Annotated in this window: 12 protein-coding genes; 5 read left to right on the forward strand and 7 right to left on the reverse strand. The window is 72.3% G+C overall.

The window, feature by feature from the left end; all coding sequences use genetic code 11:
- Window positions 1-107: 107 nt before the first annotated feature.
- The gene (locus DEI97_RS02460) at window positions 108-1,793 is read right to left on the reverse strand and encodes a beta-N-acetylhexosaminidase (RefSeq protein WP_111075888.1); all 1,686 of its coding nucleotides are present in this window, start codon (window positions 1,791-1,793) and stop codon (window positions 108-110) included.
- Window positions 1,794-1,855: 62 nt separating this feature from the next.
- Here DEI97_RS02460 and DEI97_RS02465 point away from each other — a divergent pair, with 62 nt between their 5' ends.
- On the forward strand, window positions 1,856-3,016 hold the full coding sequence (locus DEI97_RS02465; protein ID WP_284158312.1) for an ROK family protein: 1,161 nt from the start codon (window positions 1,856-1,858) through the stop codon (window positions 3,014-3,016).
- Window positions 3,017-3,097: 81 nt separating this feature from the next.
- Complete coding sequence (locus DEI97_RS02470; RefSeq protein ID WP_111075890.1) at window positions 3,098-3,811, forward strand: DedA family protein; 714 nt, start codon at window positions 3,098-3,100, stop codon at window positions 3,809-3,811.
- A 28-nt stretch (window positions 3,812-3,839) separates the two neighbouring features.
- Here DEI97_RS02470 and DEI97_RS02475 read toward each other — a convergent pair whose 3' ends face one another.
- Window positions 3,840-4,037: a hypervirulence associated TUDOR domain-containing protein gene (locus DEI97_RS02475; RefSeq protein ID WP_111075891.1), complete on the reverse strand. Its 198-nt coding sequence runs from the start codon at window positions 4,035-4,037 to the stop codon at window positions 3,840-3,842.
- 222 nt (window positions 4,038-4,259) lie between these two features.
- Between DEI97_RS02475 and DEI97_RS02480 the strand changes: the two genes are divergently transcribed.
- Both DEI97_RS02480 and DEI97_RS02485 read left to right on the forward strand, forming a co-directional pair.
- Window positions 4,260-5,315 carry a serine/threonine-protein kinase gene (locus DEI97_RS02480; protein WP_111075892.1) on the forward strand — a complete coding sequence of 352 codons (1,056 nt, stop codon included), beginning with the start codon at window positions 4,260-4,262 and terminating at the stop codon, window positions 5,313-5,315.
- 101 nt (window positions 5,316-5,416) lie between these two features.
- The gene (locus tag DEI97_RS02485; RefSeq protein WP_111075893.1) at window positions 5,417-6,040 is read left to right on the forward strand and encodes a phosphoribosylanthranilate isomerase; all 624 of its coding nucleotides are present in this window, start codon (window positions 5,417-5,419) and stop codon (window positions 6,038-6,040) included.
- Window positions 6,041-6,113: 73 nt separating this feature from the next.
- Here the strand turns inward: DEI97_RS02485 and DEI97_RS02490 are convergent, their stop codons facing one another.
- Together DEI97_RS02490 and DEI97_RS02495 are read right to left on the reverse strand one after the other, a co-directional pair.
- On the reverse strand, window positions 6,114-6,875 hold the full coding sequence (locus DEI97_RS02490) for an HAD-IIB family hydrolase (protein ID WP_111075921.1): 762 nt from the start codon (window positions 6,873-6,875) through the stop codon (window positions 6,114-6,116).
- 21 nt (window positions 6,876-6,896) lie between these two features.
- On the reverse strand, window positions 6,897-7,487 hold the full coding sequence (locus DEI97_RS02495) for a nitroreductase family protein (protein ID WP_111075894.1): 591 nt from the start codon (window positions 7,485-7,487) through the stop codon (window positions 6,897-6,899).
- 61 nt (window positions 7,488-7,548) lie between these two features.
- Here DEI97_RS02495 and DEI97_RS02500 point away from each other — a divergent pair, with 61 nt between their 5' ends.
- Complete coding sequence (locus tag DEI97_RS02500; protein ID WP_111075895.1) at window positions 7,549-8,472, forward strand: AEC family transporter; 924 nt, start codon at window positions 7,549-7,551, stop codon at window positions 8,470-8,472.
- A gap of 356 nt (window positions 8,473-8,828) precedes the next feature.
- Here DEI97_RS02500 and DEI97_RS02505 read toward each other — a convergent pair whose 3' ends face one another.
- The 3 genes from DEI97_RS02505 to DEI97_RS02515 form a co-directional block, all read right to left on the reverse strand.
- Window positions 8,829-10,589: a hypothetical protein gene (locus tag DEI97_RS02505; protein WP_111075896.1), complete on the reverse strand. Its 1,761-nt coding sequence runs from the start codon at window positions 10,587-10,589 to the stop codon at window positions 8,829-8,831.
- A gap of 43 nt (window positions 10,590-10,632) precedes the next feature.
- Complete coding sequence (locus DEI97_RS02510) at window positions 10,633-12,474, reverse strand: hypothetical protein (RefSeq protein WP_111075897.1); 1,842 nt, start codon at window positions 12,472-12,474, stop codon at window positions 10,633-10,635.
- A 97-nt stretch (window positions 12,475-12,571) separates the two neighbouring features.
- Window positions 12,572-13,408 carry an exodeoxyribonuclease III gene (locus DEI97_RS02515; protein ID WP_111075898.1) on the reverse strand — a complete coding sequence of 279 codons (837 nt, stop codon included), beginning with the start codon at window positions 13,406-13,408 and terminating at the stop codon, window positions 12,572-12,574.
- Window positions 13,409-13,552: the final 144 nt, after the last annotated feature.

Consider the following 13,552-nt stretch of genomic DNA (forward strand, 5'->3'; position numbering starts at 1 on the left):
GAGGCGTGGGACCGACAGTTCGTGACCACTCGGCGGAGGTGAGCGGGGTGTCGTGACCGGTCGGGGTCACGCGGCGGACCCGGCGGCGGGCGGCCGACCCGGCGCGACTACCCGGCGATGTTGGCCGTCACCGCGTCGATGTAGGCGGCGCGCTCCTCGCGGGAACTCGGGCGACCCGGCACGCCCGGCCGCTCCTCCCACGGCAGCGGCCCGGACTCGTGGCGGTACTCGATGCCGAGCGCGTCGAGCCGCGCCAGGTGCTCGGTCAGGCGCTCCCGGAAGTCCGCGACGTCGCGCGGGCCGGCGACGTCCGCGGACCAGAGCGCCTCGGACAGGGCGACCACGCGCGGGAACAGCTGGTAGTCGAGCCGTCGGACGGTGTCCACGTGCTCGGTCCACATGTTCGCCTGCCCGCCGACCACGTGCGCCCGCTCGGACTCGGTCAGGGACTCGGGCACCGGGTCGAACGCGTAGACGTCGTCCACGGTGAGCACGATCGACACCGGGATCGGCTCGTTCGGCAGGTCGCTCTGCCGGTAGTCGAGGTACACCTGGTCGTCCGGGGTCGAGATGACGTCGTGTCCCCGACGGGCCGCCGTGACTGCTCCGCGCATGCCACGCCAGGACACCACGGTCGCGGACTGGGAGAGCGTGCCGCCCTCGAGGATCTCGTCCCATCCGAACGCCCGGCGGCCGTGCGACTCGATGTGGGCGGCGAGCTGGCCGACGATCCAGGCCTGCAGCTGCTCCTCGTCCTCGAGCCCGAGCTGCCGGATCCGCTCCTGCGTGCGCGGGTCGTCCTCCCACTGGTCCTTCGGGCACTCGTCGCCGCCGAGACCGATGTACGCCGAGGGGAACAGCGCGATGACCTCGTCGAGCACGTCCTTGAAGAACTGCACCGTGCTGTCGTCGGCGTTGAGGACGTCGTGCGCGATGCCCCACTCCGTCCAGACCTCGACCCGACGCTCCGGGTGCACGCCGAGCTCCGGGTAGGCGGCGAGGGCGGCGCGGACGTGCCCGGGCGTCTCGATCTCCGGCACGACGGTCACGAAGCGGTCCTGGGCGTAGGCGACGATCTCGCGGATGTCGTCCTGCGTGTAGAAGCCACCGTGCGGGCGGCCGTCGTACCCGGCGACCTGCAGCACCCCGTCGGCGTCGGGGACGTGGGCGCCGACCTGGGACTCGCGGCGCCAGGAGCCGACCTCGGTCAGGCGCGGGTACTTCGTGATCTCGATGCGCCAGCCCTGGTCCTCCGTGAGGTGGAAGTGCAGGCGGTTGATCCGGTGCGCGGCCAGTTGGTCGACGACCCGCAGGACCTCGGCCTTGGTGCGGAAGTGCCGGGCCACGTCGAGCATCACCCCGCGCCAGGCGAACGCGGGGGCGTCCTCGACGACCGTCGCCGGCAGCGTCCACGCCGCCGTGCGCACCTGCCCGCGGCGGTACACGTCGGCGGGCAGCAGCTGCAGCAGGGCCTGGACACCGTAGAACACCCCGGCCGGGCCGCCGCCCTCGACGGTGACCCCGTCCGGCGTGACGGTCAGGCGGAAGGACTCCTCGCGGCTGTCACCCGGCCCGGCGGGCAGGTCCTCCGGCATCGTGGCGATCGTCAGCGCGATCACGGGGGCGTCGGAGTCGCCCGCGCCGAACAGCGGCAACCGCGTGGAGGCTCGGAGCACCTGCTGCAGGTACTGTGCGGTCGACTCGGTGGCGGGCTCGGCGCGGACGCGCGTGCGCTCGTCGATGGTGAAGGTGCCGGACGAGTCGTTCCGGGATCGCGGTCGGGGGATCAGCATGTCGGTTCCACCATTCCTCAATGGTCTTTCGTAATGTGGAGATTATGGCGACGCACTCGAGCATGTCAACGATCGGCAGCTCCCCGGCCCTGCTCCGCAGGATGAACTCCCGCGCGGTCCTGGTCGAGCTGTTCCGGGCCGGACCCGACGTCGGGGACCCGGGGCGGGCCTCCCGGACGGTCACCGAACTCGTCGCCGCCGTCGGGCTGACGCGCCCCACGGTCGAGGCCGCGCTGACCGACCTGGTCGCCGAGGGCTGGGTCGAGGAACTCAAGGCCGTCGCCACCCCGAACCGCGCCGGACGCCGCGCCCGCCGGTTCCGCATCGACGCGCGATCCGGACTGGTGCTCGGCATCGACCTCGGCCTGCACGCCGTGGTCGGCGTCCTCGCCGACCTGCACGGTGACCCGGTCGCCCGCACCGAGCAGTTCGCCCCCACGCTGGCCCCGGTCGAGCAGGCCGTGGACGCCGTCCGCGAGGTCGTCGACCGCCTGGTCGGCACCCTGCCGCCCGGACGACTGCTCGCCGTCACCGTCTGCGTCCCGGCGATCATCGACCGCGCCGGCCGCATCGTGCACTCCGTCGCCGCGCCCGAGTGGCAGAGCGGCGGCATCACCGACCGCATCGCCGCGCTGGTCCCCGACGCGGTCACCGTCTTCGAGAACGACGCGAAGGCCGCCGCCCGCGCCGAGGCCGCCTGGGGGCGCCTGCACGGCGTCCGCGACGGCCTGCTCCTGGTGATGGGGCGACAGATCGGCGCGGCCCTGGTGGTCGGCGGCACGGTCGCGCAGGGCGCCCACGGCGCCGCCGGTGAGGTCGGCGGGATCGCCGCGACCGGGTGGCCGGCTGCGGCACGCGCCCTGGAGGCCCGGACCGGCTCCGGCGTGGACCTCCCGTCCGCCGCCGGTGACGGCCGTGCCGCCGTGCGGGCGCTCGCCGCGGACGTCGCCCCCGGGGTCGCGCAGCTCGTCGCCGCGGTGGACCCCGAGGTCGTGGTCGTCGGCGGCGAGGTGCTGCCCGACGGCGAGGAGTTCTGCACCGCCCTGGCCGGTGAACTCGAGCGGACGCCGGGTCTGGGGCTGCCGGGCGCCGCCGGGGTGTCGGTCGTGCCGTCGGGCCTCGGGCGGGACGCGGTGTCGCGCGGAGCGGTGGCGCGGTCCCTGGCGACGGCTCGGGCGGAGCGGCTCGGGCTCGGGGCGGAGCTGCGCACCGGCGTCGTCTGACGGTTGCGGGCGGGCGTGGGGCGCGTCCCGCAGCGCGCTCGCACACCGGAGTCTGTCAGCCCGCTCAGGCAGGGTGGGCGGATGACGACTGCCGTGTCCTCGACCGTCGCCCACACCGGCGTCCTGACCGCATCCTCCGGCTCCGGCGGTGGACCGGACCCCGACATCGGTGGGCTGACCGGCCTGGTGCTGCAGGTCATCGACGCGATGGGGGAGTGGGGCGTCGCCCTGATGCTCTTCATCGAGACGGTGTTCCCGCCGATCCCGTCCGAGGTGATCCTGCCGCTCGCCGGGTTCCTCGGAGGTGCCGGCCGGATGGACCTGACGCTGGTGCTGGTGCTGGCGACCGCCGGGTCGTACCTCGGGGCGCTGGTGCTCTACTGGCTCGGCGCGGTGATCGGCTTCGACCGGACCGTCCGCTGGTTCGGCAAGCTGCCGCTGGTCGACGAGGACGACTTCCGGAAGGCCGCGTCCTGGTTCCACCGGCACGGCAAGAGCGCGGTGTTCTTCGGTCGCCTGGTTCCCGTGGTCCGCAGCCTGATCTCGCTGCCCGCCGGCGCCGACCGGATGCACCTCGGCACGTTCACGCTCTTCACGGTGCTCGGCAGCGGGCTGTGGAACTCGGTCCTGGTGCTCGGCGGAGCGGCCCTCGGCACCCAGTACGAACGCATCGAGGCCTACACGGAGTGGATCGACCGCGCGGTCTCCGCGGCGGTCGTCGTCATCGTGGTGGCGTTCGTCGTCCGCCGGGTCCGACGAGGCCGGGCCGCAGCGCGGTCGACCGCGTCGGAGTAGCGGACCGACCGCGTCGCGGTAAGGAGCCCTACGCCTTCGTCAGCGCCGACTCCTTGTGGGCGGCCTTCTTGCCGGACTTCTCCGACTCGATGATCCAGTACGGGTCGTCGTCGGTCGGCTTGAAGTGCTGTCCGTCGAACTCGAAGTCCGCGGTCTTCTTCTCGACGAGCTTGCCCGTCGTCTTCCCCTGGGACGTGTTCCAGTGGACTTCGTCGCCCTTGCGCATCTCGGCCTCCTGCCTCGTCCGGACCGGCTGTCCGGAGCCCGGACGGTACCCGGGCACCCCCGGCAGTCGCCGACACCATCCCGGTTACGCACCGGGGACGCGAAGACGGGTCACATTCGCGTAACCCCGCCTCGGATCGGCAGGCCCGCGCGTACCGTGGCAGAGGAGTCAGACTGCGATCACCGACGCGGTCCCCGAACTCCCAGAGGATCGAACGACACCATGAGCATGGCCATCGGCAGCGCACGAGCGGACACCGTCCTGGCAGGACGCTACCGCCTCGTCAAGCTGATCGGCACGGGCGGCATGGGCTCCGTGTACGAGGCTCGCGACGAGCACACCTACCGCGCGGTCGCCGTGAAGATGTTCGCGACCCCCGAGCGGATGACCACTGCCGACCGGATCCGCCAGGAGCGCGAGATCCGCCTGCTCAGCATGCTCTCGCACCCCGGCCTCATCCCGCTCTACGATGCCGGCACGCACGACTTCGAGGACGGCCCGCACCGCTACATCGTGATGGAGCTCATCGCCGACGCGACCCTGCTGCGTCGCCTGGCCGAGGGACCGCTGCACAACTACGAGGTCGCCGACCTCGGCGCACAGCTCGCCGACGCCCTGGCCTACGTGCACTCCCGCGGGATCGTGCACCGCGACGTCAAGCCCGCCAACATCCTGCTGAGCGACGAGGGCGCCTCCGGGTTCGTCCGGACCGTCAAGCTCACCGACTTCGGGGTCGCGCACTTCGTCGACGGCTCCCGGCTCACCAACGACGGCACGATCATCGGCACCGCCGCCTACCTGTCTCCGGAGCAGGTCGCCGGCGAACCGATCAGCTACGCCACCGACGTCTACTCGCTCGGCCTGGTGCTGCTCGAGGCGTTGACCGGCGACCAGGAGTACTCCGGCACCGTCATCGAGGCGGCCCTCGCCCGGCTCCGCCGCGACCCGCAGGTCCCCGACTCGGTGGCGTCCGAGTGGCGGGAGCTGCTCACCCTGATGACGTCCCGCGACCCGGAACGCCGGCCGACGGCCGTCGCCGTCGCACGTGCTCTCCGGGGCGGGTCGACGCAGGTCACCGGGCCGGTGCCGCTGGGGCCCGAACGGGAGGTCCGCCGCCGGGAACACCGCATGCACCGGGCGGCTCACCGGCACGCCCGGCGCGGGACGTTCGACGTGGTGCGGCGTTGGCGCCGACGGAACGTCCTGGCCGCGTCGGCCACGGCGCTCGCCGTCGCCGCGGCCTGCGTCGGCTGCTACATCGTCGGCGCGCTGCACTGACCCAGCCCGGACCAGACCGGACCGGACCAGACCGGACCGGACCGGACCGGACCGAGCATGGTCGGGCTCGTCGGCTGCGGCCGATCAGGCAGGATGGGTGCATGAGCGACCAGCGATGGATCAAGATCTGCGGCCTCTCCACCCCGGAGACGGTCGACGCCGCCGTCGAGGCCGGTGCGGACGCCGTCGGGTTCGTCTTCGCCGCCGGCAGCCCCCGCACCGTCACGGCCGACACCGCGAAGGAGCTCGTCGAGCGCCTGCCGGAGGGCATCGACGCCGTCGGGGTGTTCCGGGACCAGCCGATCGACGAGGTCGTGGGCATCGCCTCCGCCGTCGGGCTCACCACCGTCCAGCTGCACGGCCGCGAGTCCGCCGCCGACTTCGCCCGTGCCCGCGACGCCGGCTTCTTCACGATCCGCGCCCTGGCCGCCGCCGACTACCTGGCCGAGACCGCCGACCAGCGCGCCGCGTTCGACCACGACCTGCTGCTGCTCGACGCGGCCGTCCCCGGCAGCGGACACCTCGTCGACCCCGCGACCCTGACCGGCACCGTCGACGAGGCCTGGATCCTGGCCGGCGGCCTCACCCCGGAGAACGTCGCCGGGCTCGTGCAGCGACTCGACCCCGACGGCGTCGACGTCTCGAGCGGCGTCGAGTCCGAACGCGGCGTCAAGGACGTCCGCGCGATCCGGGCGTTCGTCGAGGCGGTCCGCAACATCCCCTGAGGCGGGCGGTCTCTGAGACGCGGGGCGGGCCTCCTGGCCGTGTCCGTACTCGTCAGGCCGTGCGGAGCGCTCGTCAGGCCTTGCGGAGCGTCGGGATGAGCTCACGGAGGAACGCGTCGGTGTCCTCCCAGCCCTCGACCGCGTGCGTGGGCACGCCCAGGGCCTTGACCGGGTAGTCGTTGCCCTCCGGGTCGAGCCGGTCGCCGACGAACAGCATGTCCGACAGGGCGATGCCGGTCAGCTCGGCGAGGCGCTGCATGCCGTACGCCTTGTCGATGCCCTTGCGGGTGATGTCGATGCTCGTGGAGCCGCCGGAGCGGACCTCGAGGTCGGGCAGCTCGGCCTGCACCAGGCGGCGCAGGTCGTCCTTCTTCGCACCGGTCGGGTCCCAGCGCTTCTTGACGTCCACCGGAGCCGACTGGCCGAGGGCCGAGAACGTGATCTGCGATCCGCGGTCCTCGAGGATCGCGCCCCAGGTCTCGGACTCCCAGTAGCCGGCGGCCTTCGCCTGCGCCTCGACCGCGGCGAGGGCACGGGCCTTCTCGTCCTCGGTGAGGTCCTCGGCGTACTGCAGGGTCCAGTCCAGTTCCCACGCGTAGTACCGGGTGCCGCACGTCGGCATGAGGTGCAGGTCGTCGAGGCGCAGCCCCGGTCGCTTCCGGAGCGGCGTGACGAGCTGCTGCTCGAACTGCTGGAAGTTCCCGCCGCTGATGACGGCGACGGGGACGACCTCGAGCAGGGCCGCGAAGGTCTCGAGCATCTGCGGATCGAGCGGGGACTTCGACGGGGCGAGCGTGTCGTCGAGATCGAAGGCGACGAGGCGAGGTGCAGGCATGCCCTCGATCATGCCAGGCGGCTACTCCTTGACGAGCACGACCTCGTCGAGGGGGATGCGGGTGCGCGGGGCGACCTCACGCTCGGCGGCCTTCTCGTCGAGGACCGACGGGTCGGCGACGGTGCCCACCGCGGTGACGGTGAACGGCACGAAGCGCTCGGGCAGGTCGAACGCGGCGGACAGGCCCGCGGCGTCGATGCCGGCCATCTGGTGCACGTGCAGGCCCTCGGCGTGCGCCTGGACGGTCAGCGCAGCGAGCGACTGGCCCAGGTCGTACTCGGCGAAGCGCAGCGGCTCGCCGTCCTCGTTCGTGGTCTCGAGGATCCCGACGACCAGCGCGCTGGCGCGGAACGCCCACGCGGCGTTGAAGCCGAGCAGGTTCTCGGTGACCTTGCGGAACGCGTCCGTGCCACGGCGGGCGGCGACGAAGCGGCGGGGCTGCAGGTTCATCGCGGACGGGGCCCAGCGGGCGGCCTCGAGGACGGCGTCGAGCTGCGCGTCCGTCATCGTCGCGGTCTCGTCGTAGGAGCGCGGGCTCCACCGTTCCTCGAGCAGGGGGACGAGGGGCTGGCTGGAGTCCGTGGAGCGGGAGAGCGTCGTCTGCGTGGTCATGGTTGCCGGAACAACCGCCTGCGCGCGGCTATTTCCGTCCGGGCCTGCGAAGATGGGCAGGATGAGTGGCGTCCTGATCGGCTTCGCGATCATCGCCGCCGTCATCGTCACGGGCTACGGCGTCGGTCGCGCCGGACTCCTCGGACCCCACGCGCAGTTCGTGCTGAGCCGGCTGGCGTTCTTCGTCCTCATGCCGTGCCTGCTGTTCCACACGATCGCCACGGCCGACGTCCGGACGCTGTTCTCGCCGATGCTCGCCGTCTCCGCGATCACCGCGCTGTCGGTCGCCGCCGGCACCGCCCTGGTGTTCGGACTCGTGCTCCGGCGTCCACTCACCACCACGACCGTCGGAGCGCTCGCCGCCTCGTACTCGAACGCGAACAACATCGGACTGCCCGTCGCCGTCTACGTGCTCGGGCAGGCGACCGCGGTGGTGCCGGTGATCATGCTGCAGCTCGTCGTGATGGCACCGATCGCCCTGACCGTCCTCGACGCGGCCACGGCCTCCGGTGGCGGGTGGCGACGCCGCGTGCTCGGGCCGGTGTCGAACCCGCTCATCATCGCGTCGCTGCTCGGGCTGCTCTGCTCGGTCACCGGCGTGCAGCTGCCGGATCCGGTCCTCGAACCCTTCGCCCTGGTGGGCGGCGCGGCGGTCCCCGTCGTGCTGCTCTCGTTCGGGATGAACCTGCACGGCGCCGCTCCGCTGCGGGACGCGGCCACCCGGGTCGACGTGCTGCTGGCGAGCGGGGTGAAGCTCCTGGTGATGCCGACCGTCGCGTTCCTGCTCGCCCGGTACGCGTTCGGGTTGGACGCCGAGCACGTGTTCGTCCTGACCGTCCTGGGCGGGCTGCCGGCGGCGCAGAACGTCTTCAACTACGCCCAGCGGTACGGCGCCGCGGTGCCGGTGGCGCGGGACGTGGTGCTGCTCACGACCGTCGGGTCGGTGCCGGTCCTGGTCGGGATCGCGGCGTTGCTGCACCCGTAGGGGCGTCCGGCGGGAGGCGCGTGGCGGAGCCGGGGCGCGCCTCCCGTCCGCCTGACGTGCCGTCGGGTGACGCGTCGTCGGGCGACGTGCCGTCGGGCGACCGCCGGCCGTCTGACGCGCCGTCGGGCGACTGCCGAGTGGTCACGAAGTGTCGGTCTCGGCCGGCCGGAGCGACAGATCGTGACCGCTCGGCGGAGGTGAGCGGGGTGTCGGGGCGCCGGAAGCGGCGCCGAGGGGGCGGCGCCGACCGGGCGGAGTCGAGACGGCCGGCAGACGCGACGGGAGGCGTGCACCCGGCTGGTGCGCGCCTCCCGTCGCTCGTCGGTGCAGTCCAGTGCACCGCGGTCGCGTCGCGGTCAGCGTCCGCGCTCGGCACCCTCGATGCTGACGGCGGCGCCGTAGTCGAGGTCGACGGACCGGTCCGGACCGACCGCGATGCCGTCGAGGAGCTGCTCGACCGTCACGGTGTGCACGCCCCCGGCGTTCGGGGCGGGCACGTCGACCGTGAACGCGCCACCCGCTGCCTCGTCGCCCGCGATGACCGGGGTCCCGACCGGGGCACCGTCGCGGAGGAGCTGGACGGTCGCGCCGGGGACGGCCGTGCCGGTGACCTGCGCGGGCCGGGTCACGTCGTCGTCGAAGTGGTCGGCCACGTCGGCGAGGTCCGTCGCGTCGAGCTGGACGGTGCGCTCCTCCTGGCCGACGATCGAGCTGCCGACGAGCTGTTCGATGACGAGCGTCTGCTCCACACCGACCGGCAGGTGGCGCAGCGTGGTCGTCCACGTCGAGTCGTCACCCGCGGCACGGGTGGCGACGGACTCGATCGGTGCGCCGTTGATCGTCACGGTCGCTCCGGGGATCTTCGTGCCGGACAGCGTGATGCTCCGGTCGGCGACGTCCGCCACGGGGTCCTCGACGGACCACGAGTCGGAGTAGTCGTCCTCGGCGGCGAGCTGGGCCGCGTCGTCCGACGAGCCGACCACGACACGACCGTCGTCGCCGAGTGCGAGGTACCAGTCGCGGTTCGACCGCGACTGCAGGACGGTGCCGCCGGTCCGCTCGACGGCGGTGAACTGCTGGACCCGGTCGCTGGTGCGGCAGGTCGAGAGGATGACCCGTCCGTCCAACGCCGCGCTGCTGGCCGGCTGGACGCAGCGGTTGCCGTTCACGACGACCTGCGCGGTCGTGCCGGTCTTCGGGACCGCCCACGAGAGCGTCTTGGCGGTGGCCTCGTCAGTCGGCTTCGAGTCCCACGTGATCTCCTGCAGGAGGCCCTCGCCGGAGCGGACCGGCTCGAGCGCGACCGCTTCGCCGGCCGTGGCGCTCGCGAAGAGGGCGCGGCCACCGCGGAGGTCCTTGTCCTCGATGATCGGCCAGGCCAGCGTGGGGTCGGTCGGCCCGACCGGGGCCGCGCCCGCCTGCTGCGGCGTCACGACGATCTCGTCGTTGCCGACCGCGATGGTCACCGTGGCGATGGAGAACTCGCCGGCGAACGAGACCCCGAAGAGGCCGTCCGGACGTGCCGTCGTGCGGTACTCCTTGTCGTACACGTCGACGACGCGGATCCGTGCACCCGGGTAGGTGGTTCCGATCACGGTCTGGCGGCGGTTGCCCGCGCTGCCCTTCTGCCAGATCTTCAGGTCCTCCGGTTCGGCGAGGGCCTTGCGGACGGTGGCGTGCGCGGGGCTGGTCTGGCGGTCGTCGTCCGTCACCACGAAGGCGTCGATGTCCCACCGCCCGTCGTCGACGGTGAAGTCCACGTCGGTGGTGCCGGCCGTGACGGCGGTCGTGGCGACCACCTCGTCGTCGTCGGCGTTCCACGGGTCGTTGCGGTCGACGACGGTGAGGGTGCCGGCGGCGCTGGACTCGACCGTGGCGGTCACGTCGTTGCGGTCGACGTCGAAGCGGGGCCGGTCGCCGGAGGCGCCTTCGGGTGCTGCACCGTCGACGGCGGTGATGGTGGTGCTGCTGCCCGGGATGACCGGGAGCTGGGGGATGGTGGCGCTGGTCTGAGCGCCGGTGGTGTTCGCGGTGGCGGTCTCCTGCGCCGTGGCGGTCCCGGCGCACAGGGCGGCGGTCAGCACGGCGGTGCCGAGGAGGAACGGGCGGTACTTCACGGAAGGCCTTTCGAGGTGAGGGGGAGCGGTGTCGGCCGTGGGGTCAGGACGCGGTGGGCGCGTCGACGGTGACACCGGCGCCGTAGTCGATCGTCACCGTGGTCGGCGTCCCGACCGCGGCGCCGTCGAGGACCTGCACGACCGCGAACTCGTGCGGACCGGCTGCGTTCGGAGCCGGCACGTCGAGCACGAAGGAGCCGGCGGCGTCACCGTCGGCCGCGGCCGTCGTCGTGGCACCCTCGACCGGGACCCCGCCGTCGAGCAGCTGGATCGTCGCCCCGGGTTCGGCGTCGCCGGTGATCTGGGCCGGGAGGGTGACGTCGTCGCGGAACGCGCTGGTCACGCCCGAGAGGTCTCCGGCGTCGATGCGGACGGTCTGCTCGCTCTGGGCGACGACGACGCCGTCGATGAGCTGCTGGACCTCGAACGTGCGGGCCTGTCCGATCGGCAGGTCGTGCAGCGTCGTGCTCCAGGAACCGCCCGCGGCGATCGCACGCGCGTCCTTCGCCGACCGGGCGCCGGTGCCGTTGTCGACGGGGGTGCCGTCGACCGTGACGACGGCACCGGGGATCGCGGTGCCGGACAGCCGGACCGAGCGGTCCGCCACGGACGGGGCGGGCTCGTCGACCGACCACGAGGACTCGTACTGGTCGACGTAGGCGAGCACCGCCGCGTCGGCCTCGTCACCGAGGATGATCATGCCGTCGGCGCCGAGGGTCAGGTAGCGGGACTCGTCCGATGCCAGGCGCAGCAGCGTGTCGCCGTCGCGCAGGACCGCGGTGAAGGTCTGGCTCGGGTCGCCGTCCTCGGCACGGATGCAGGCCGCGGAACGGAGCGAACCGTCGTCTCCGGCGGTGACGCAGGTGTTGCCTTCGAGGATGATCGGTCCGGACACGTCGACGTTCGGGATCGACCACCCCACGGCGTTGTTGCCCGCGATGTCCTCCGGGCCGAGACGCCACTGCAGCCCTGCGCTGGACGCAGTGGTGAGGTACGCGCTCTCACGCCCCTCCTCGCCACCGACGAAGAGACCGAACAGGGAGCGGAGGTCCCCGAGGTCCACGATCGGCCAGACCAGGGACGGGTCACCCTCGCCCGGCTCGACCTGTTCGAACGGGACGACCTGGGCGCCGTTGGTGAGCTGGTTGTGCTCGACGATGACCTGGGTGCGGCCGGTCGACCCGAAGTAGCTGATGCCGAAGCGGCCGTCCTCACGCGAGCGCGTGGAGTACCGCTCGCCGTCGTCGGTCACGATCTCGACGCGCTCGTTCGCGTAGGTCGAGCCGGTGACCGTGATCCGCTGGTCCGAGCTGCCCGCCACGTCCGAGTACGTCCCGGCGAGGTCCTGGACGTCCTGACCGCCGACGGCGAGCGTGAACTGCTCGGGTCGGGTGCGCTGCCCGTCCGCCGTGACGACGTACATCGAGTAGTCCCAGTTGCTGTCCGGCACCGCGAACGAGACGTCGCTCGTGCCGGCCTCGACCGGGGTCTCGAGGACGACGGCGTCGTCGGTCGGGTCGTACGGGTCACCGTGTTCGACGATCGTCAGGGTGCCGTCGTGGCTGGAACGCAGCGAGATGTCGATCGGGACGTCGTTGTCGATGTCGTCGTCGTCGTCCGGGACGACCCAGAGCGGCAGGTCCTGCCCGTACTCGGTCTCCCACTCGCCGTTGACGGTGTAGAGCAGGGTCGTGGAACCCGGGATGTCCGGGTACTCGGGGATGATCTCGCGCTGCGCTCGGGAGTCGTGCGCCGCGGTGGTCGTCGTCGCCTTCGTCGCGGTGGAGTCGGCGGGGGCGGCGTCGGCGGTGCCGGCCAGCACGAGTCCGGAGGCGATGGTCGCGACGAGGGCGGTGGCGCCCGCGAGGGTGGGTCGGTTGTGCACTGTGGTCCTTCCCGAACAGCTGGGGTGCTGGTCGTCAGGATCACTACTGTCTCATGTCAAATGTAAAATACATCGACGGTGAGGGAATCGACGCCGATCAGAAGATCATCGGGCGGTCGTCGTCGAGCACCGTGTCGAGGTCCAGGTCGACCGACACCGGCACGTGGTCGCTGGGGGCGTCGCCCTTGCGCTCGTCACGGTGGATCGTGGCCGCCACGGTGACGTCCGCGAACGCCTGCGAACCCATCACGAAGTCGATGCGCATGCCCTCGTTGCGGGGGAAGCGCAGCTGCTTGTAGTCCCAGTACGTGTACCCGGTCGGCACGAGGGGGCGGACGACGTCCTGCAGCCCGCGCTCCTCGAACGCCCGGAACGCCGCGCGCTCGGGCTCGCTGACGTGGGTGGAGCCCTCGAAGACCCGGACGTCCCAGACGTCGTCGTCGAAGGGAGCCACGTTCCAGTCGCCCATCAGTGCGAGGGGCAGGTCGGGCTCGGCCTGCAACCACTCCGTCGTCCGGTCGGCCAACTGCGCCAGCCAGTCGAGCTTGTACGTGTAGTGCGGGTCACCGAGCTCGCGGCCGTTCGGGACGTAGAGGCTCCACAGCCGGACGCCCTCGACCGTGACGCCGATGGCACGGGCCTCGACCGGCAGGTCCGGACCCTCCTGCCCCTTGAGGAAGCCGGGCTGGCCGGGGAAGTCCCGGGTGACGTCCGCCATCGGCAGGCGGCTGGCGAACGCGACGCCGTTCCACTGGTTCAGGCCGTGCGCCTCCACGGTGTAGCCGGCGGCCTCGAAGGCCTCGACCGGGAACTGCTCGGGCTTGCACTTGATCTCCTGCATGCCGAGGACGTCGACGTCCTCACGCACCAACCAGTCGACGACCCGGCCGACTCGGGTGCGGACGGAGTTGACGTTCCAGGTCGCGACGCGCATGGGATCGAACCTACCGGGAGCGGCCGACCGCCCGCCCCGACAGCAGCGGGGCACCCACCCGGGAGGCCCGCCCCCTGTCCGCGGGCGCGCTCCGGTGGCAGGGTGTTCCCTGGACGCACATCCGACCAGCACCACAGGAGGCAC

This window comes from Curtobacterium sp. MCLR17_032, from assembly GCF_003234795.2.
In the GTDB taxonomy this organism is placed as follows: domain Bacteria; phylum Actinomycetota; class Actinomycetes; order Actinomycetales; family Microbacteriaceae; genus Curtobacterium.

Excerpts from the sequence above, each read along its gene's own strand:
- DEI97_RS02490 (WP_111075921.1), bottom strand. The coding sequence starts at position 6,875 with ATGCCTGCACCTCGCCTCGTCGCCTTCGATCTCGACGACACGCTCGCC.
- DEI97_RS02460 (WP_111075888.1), bottom strand. The coding sequence starts at position 1,793 with ATGCTGATCCCCCGACCGCGATCCCGGAACGACTCGTCCGGCACCTTC.
- DEI97_RS02465 (WP_284158312.1), top strand. The coding sequence starts at position 1,856 with ATGTCAACGATCGGCAGCTCCCCGGCCCTGCTCCGCAGGATGAACTCC.
- DEI97_RS02500 (WP_111075895.1), top strand. The coding sequence starts at position 7,549 with ATGAGTGGCGTCCTGATCGGCTTCGCGATCATCGCCGCCGTCATCGTC.
- DEI97_RS02495 (WP_111075894.1), bottom strand. The coding sequence starts at position 7,487 with ATGACCACGCAGACGACGCTCTCCCGCTCCACGGACTCCAGCCAGCCC.
- DEI97_RS02515 (WP_111075898.1), bottom strand. The coding sequence starts at position 13,408 with ATGCGCGTCGCGACCTGGAACGTCAACTCCGTCCGCACCCGAGTCGGC.
- DEI97_RS02485 (WP_111075893.1), top strand. The coding sequence starts at position 5,417 with ATGAGCGACCAGCGATGGATCAAGATCTGCGGCCTCTCCACCCCGGAG.
- DEI97_RS02475 (WP_111075891.1), bottom strand. The coding sequence starts at position 4,037 with ATGCGCAAGGGCGACGAAGTCCACTGGAACACGTCCCAGGGGAAGACG.
- DEI97_RS02480 (WP_111075892.1), top strand. The coding sequence starts at position 4,260 with ATGAGCATGGCCATCGGCAGCGCACGAGCGGACACCGTCCTGGCAGGA.
- DEI97_RS02470 (WP_111075890.1), top strand. The coding sequence starts at position 3,098 with ATGACGACTGCCGTGTCCTCGACCGTCGCCCACACCGGCGTCCTGACC.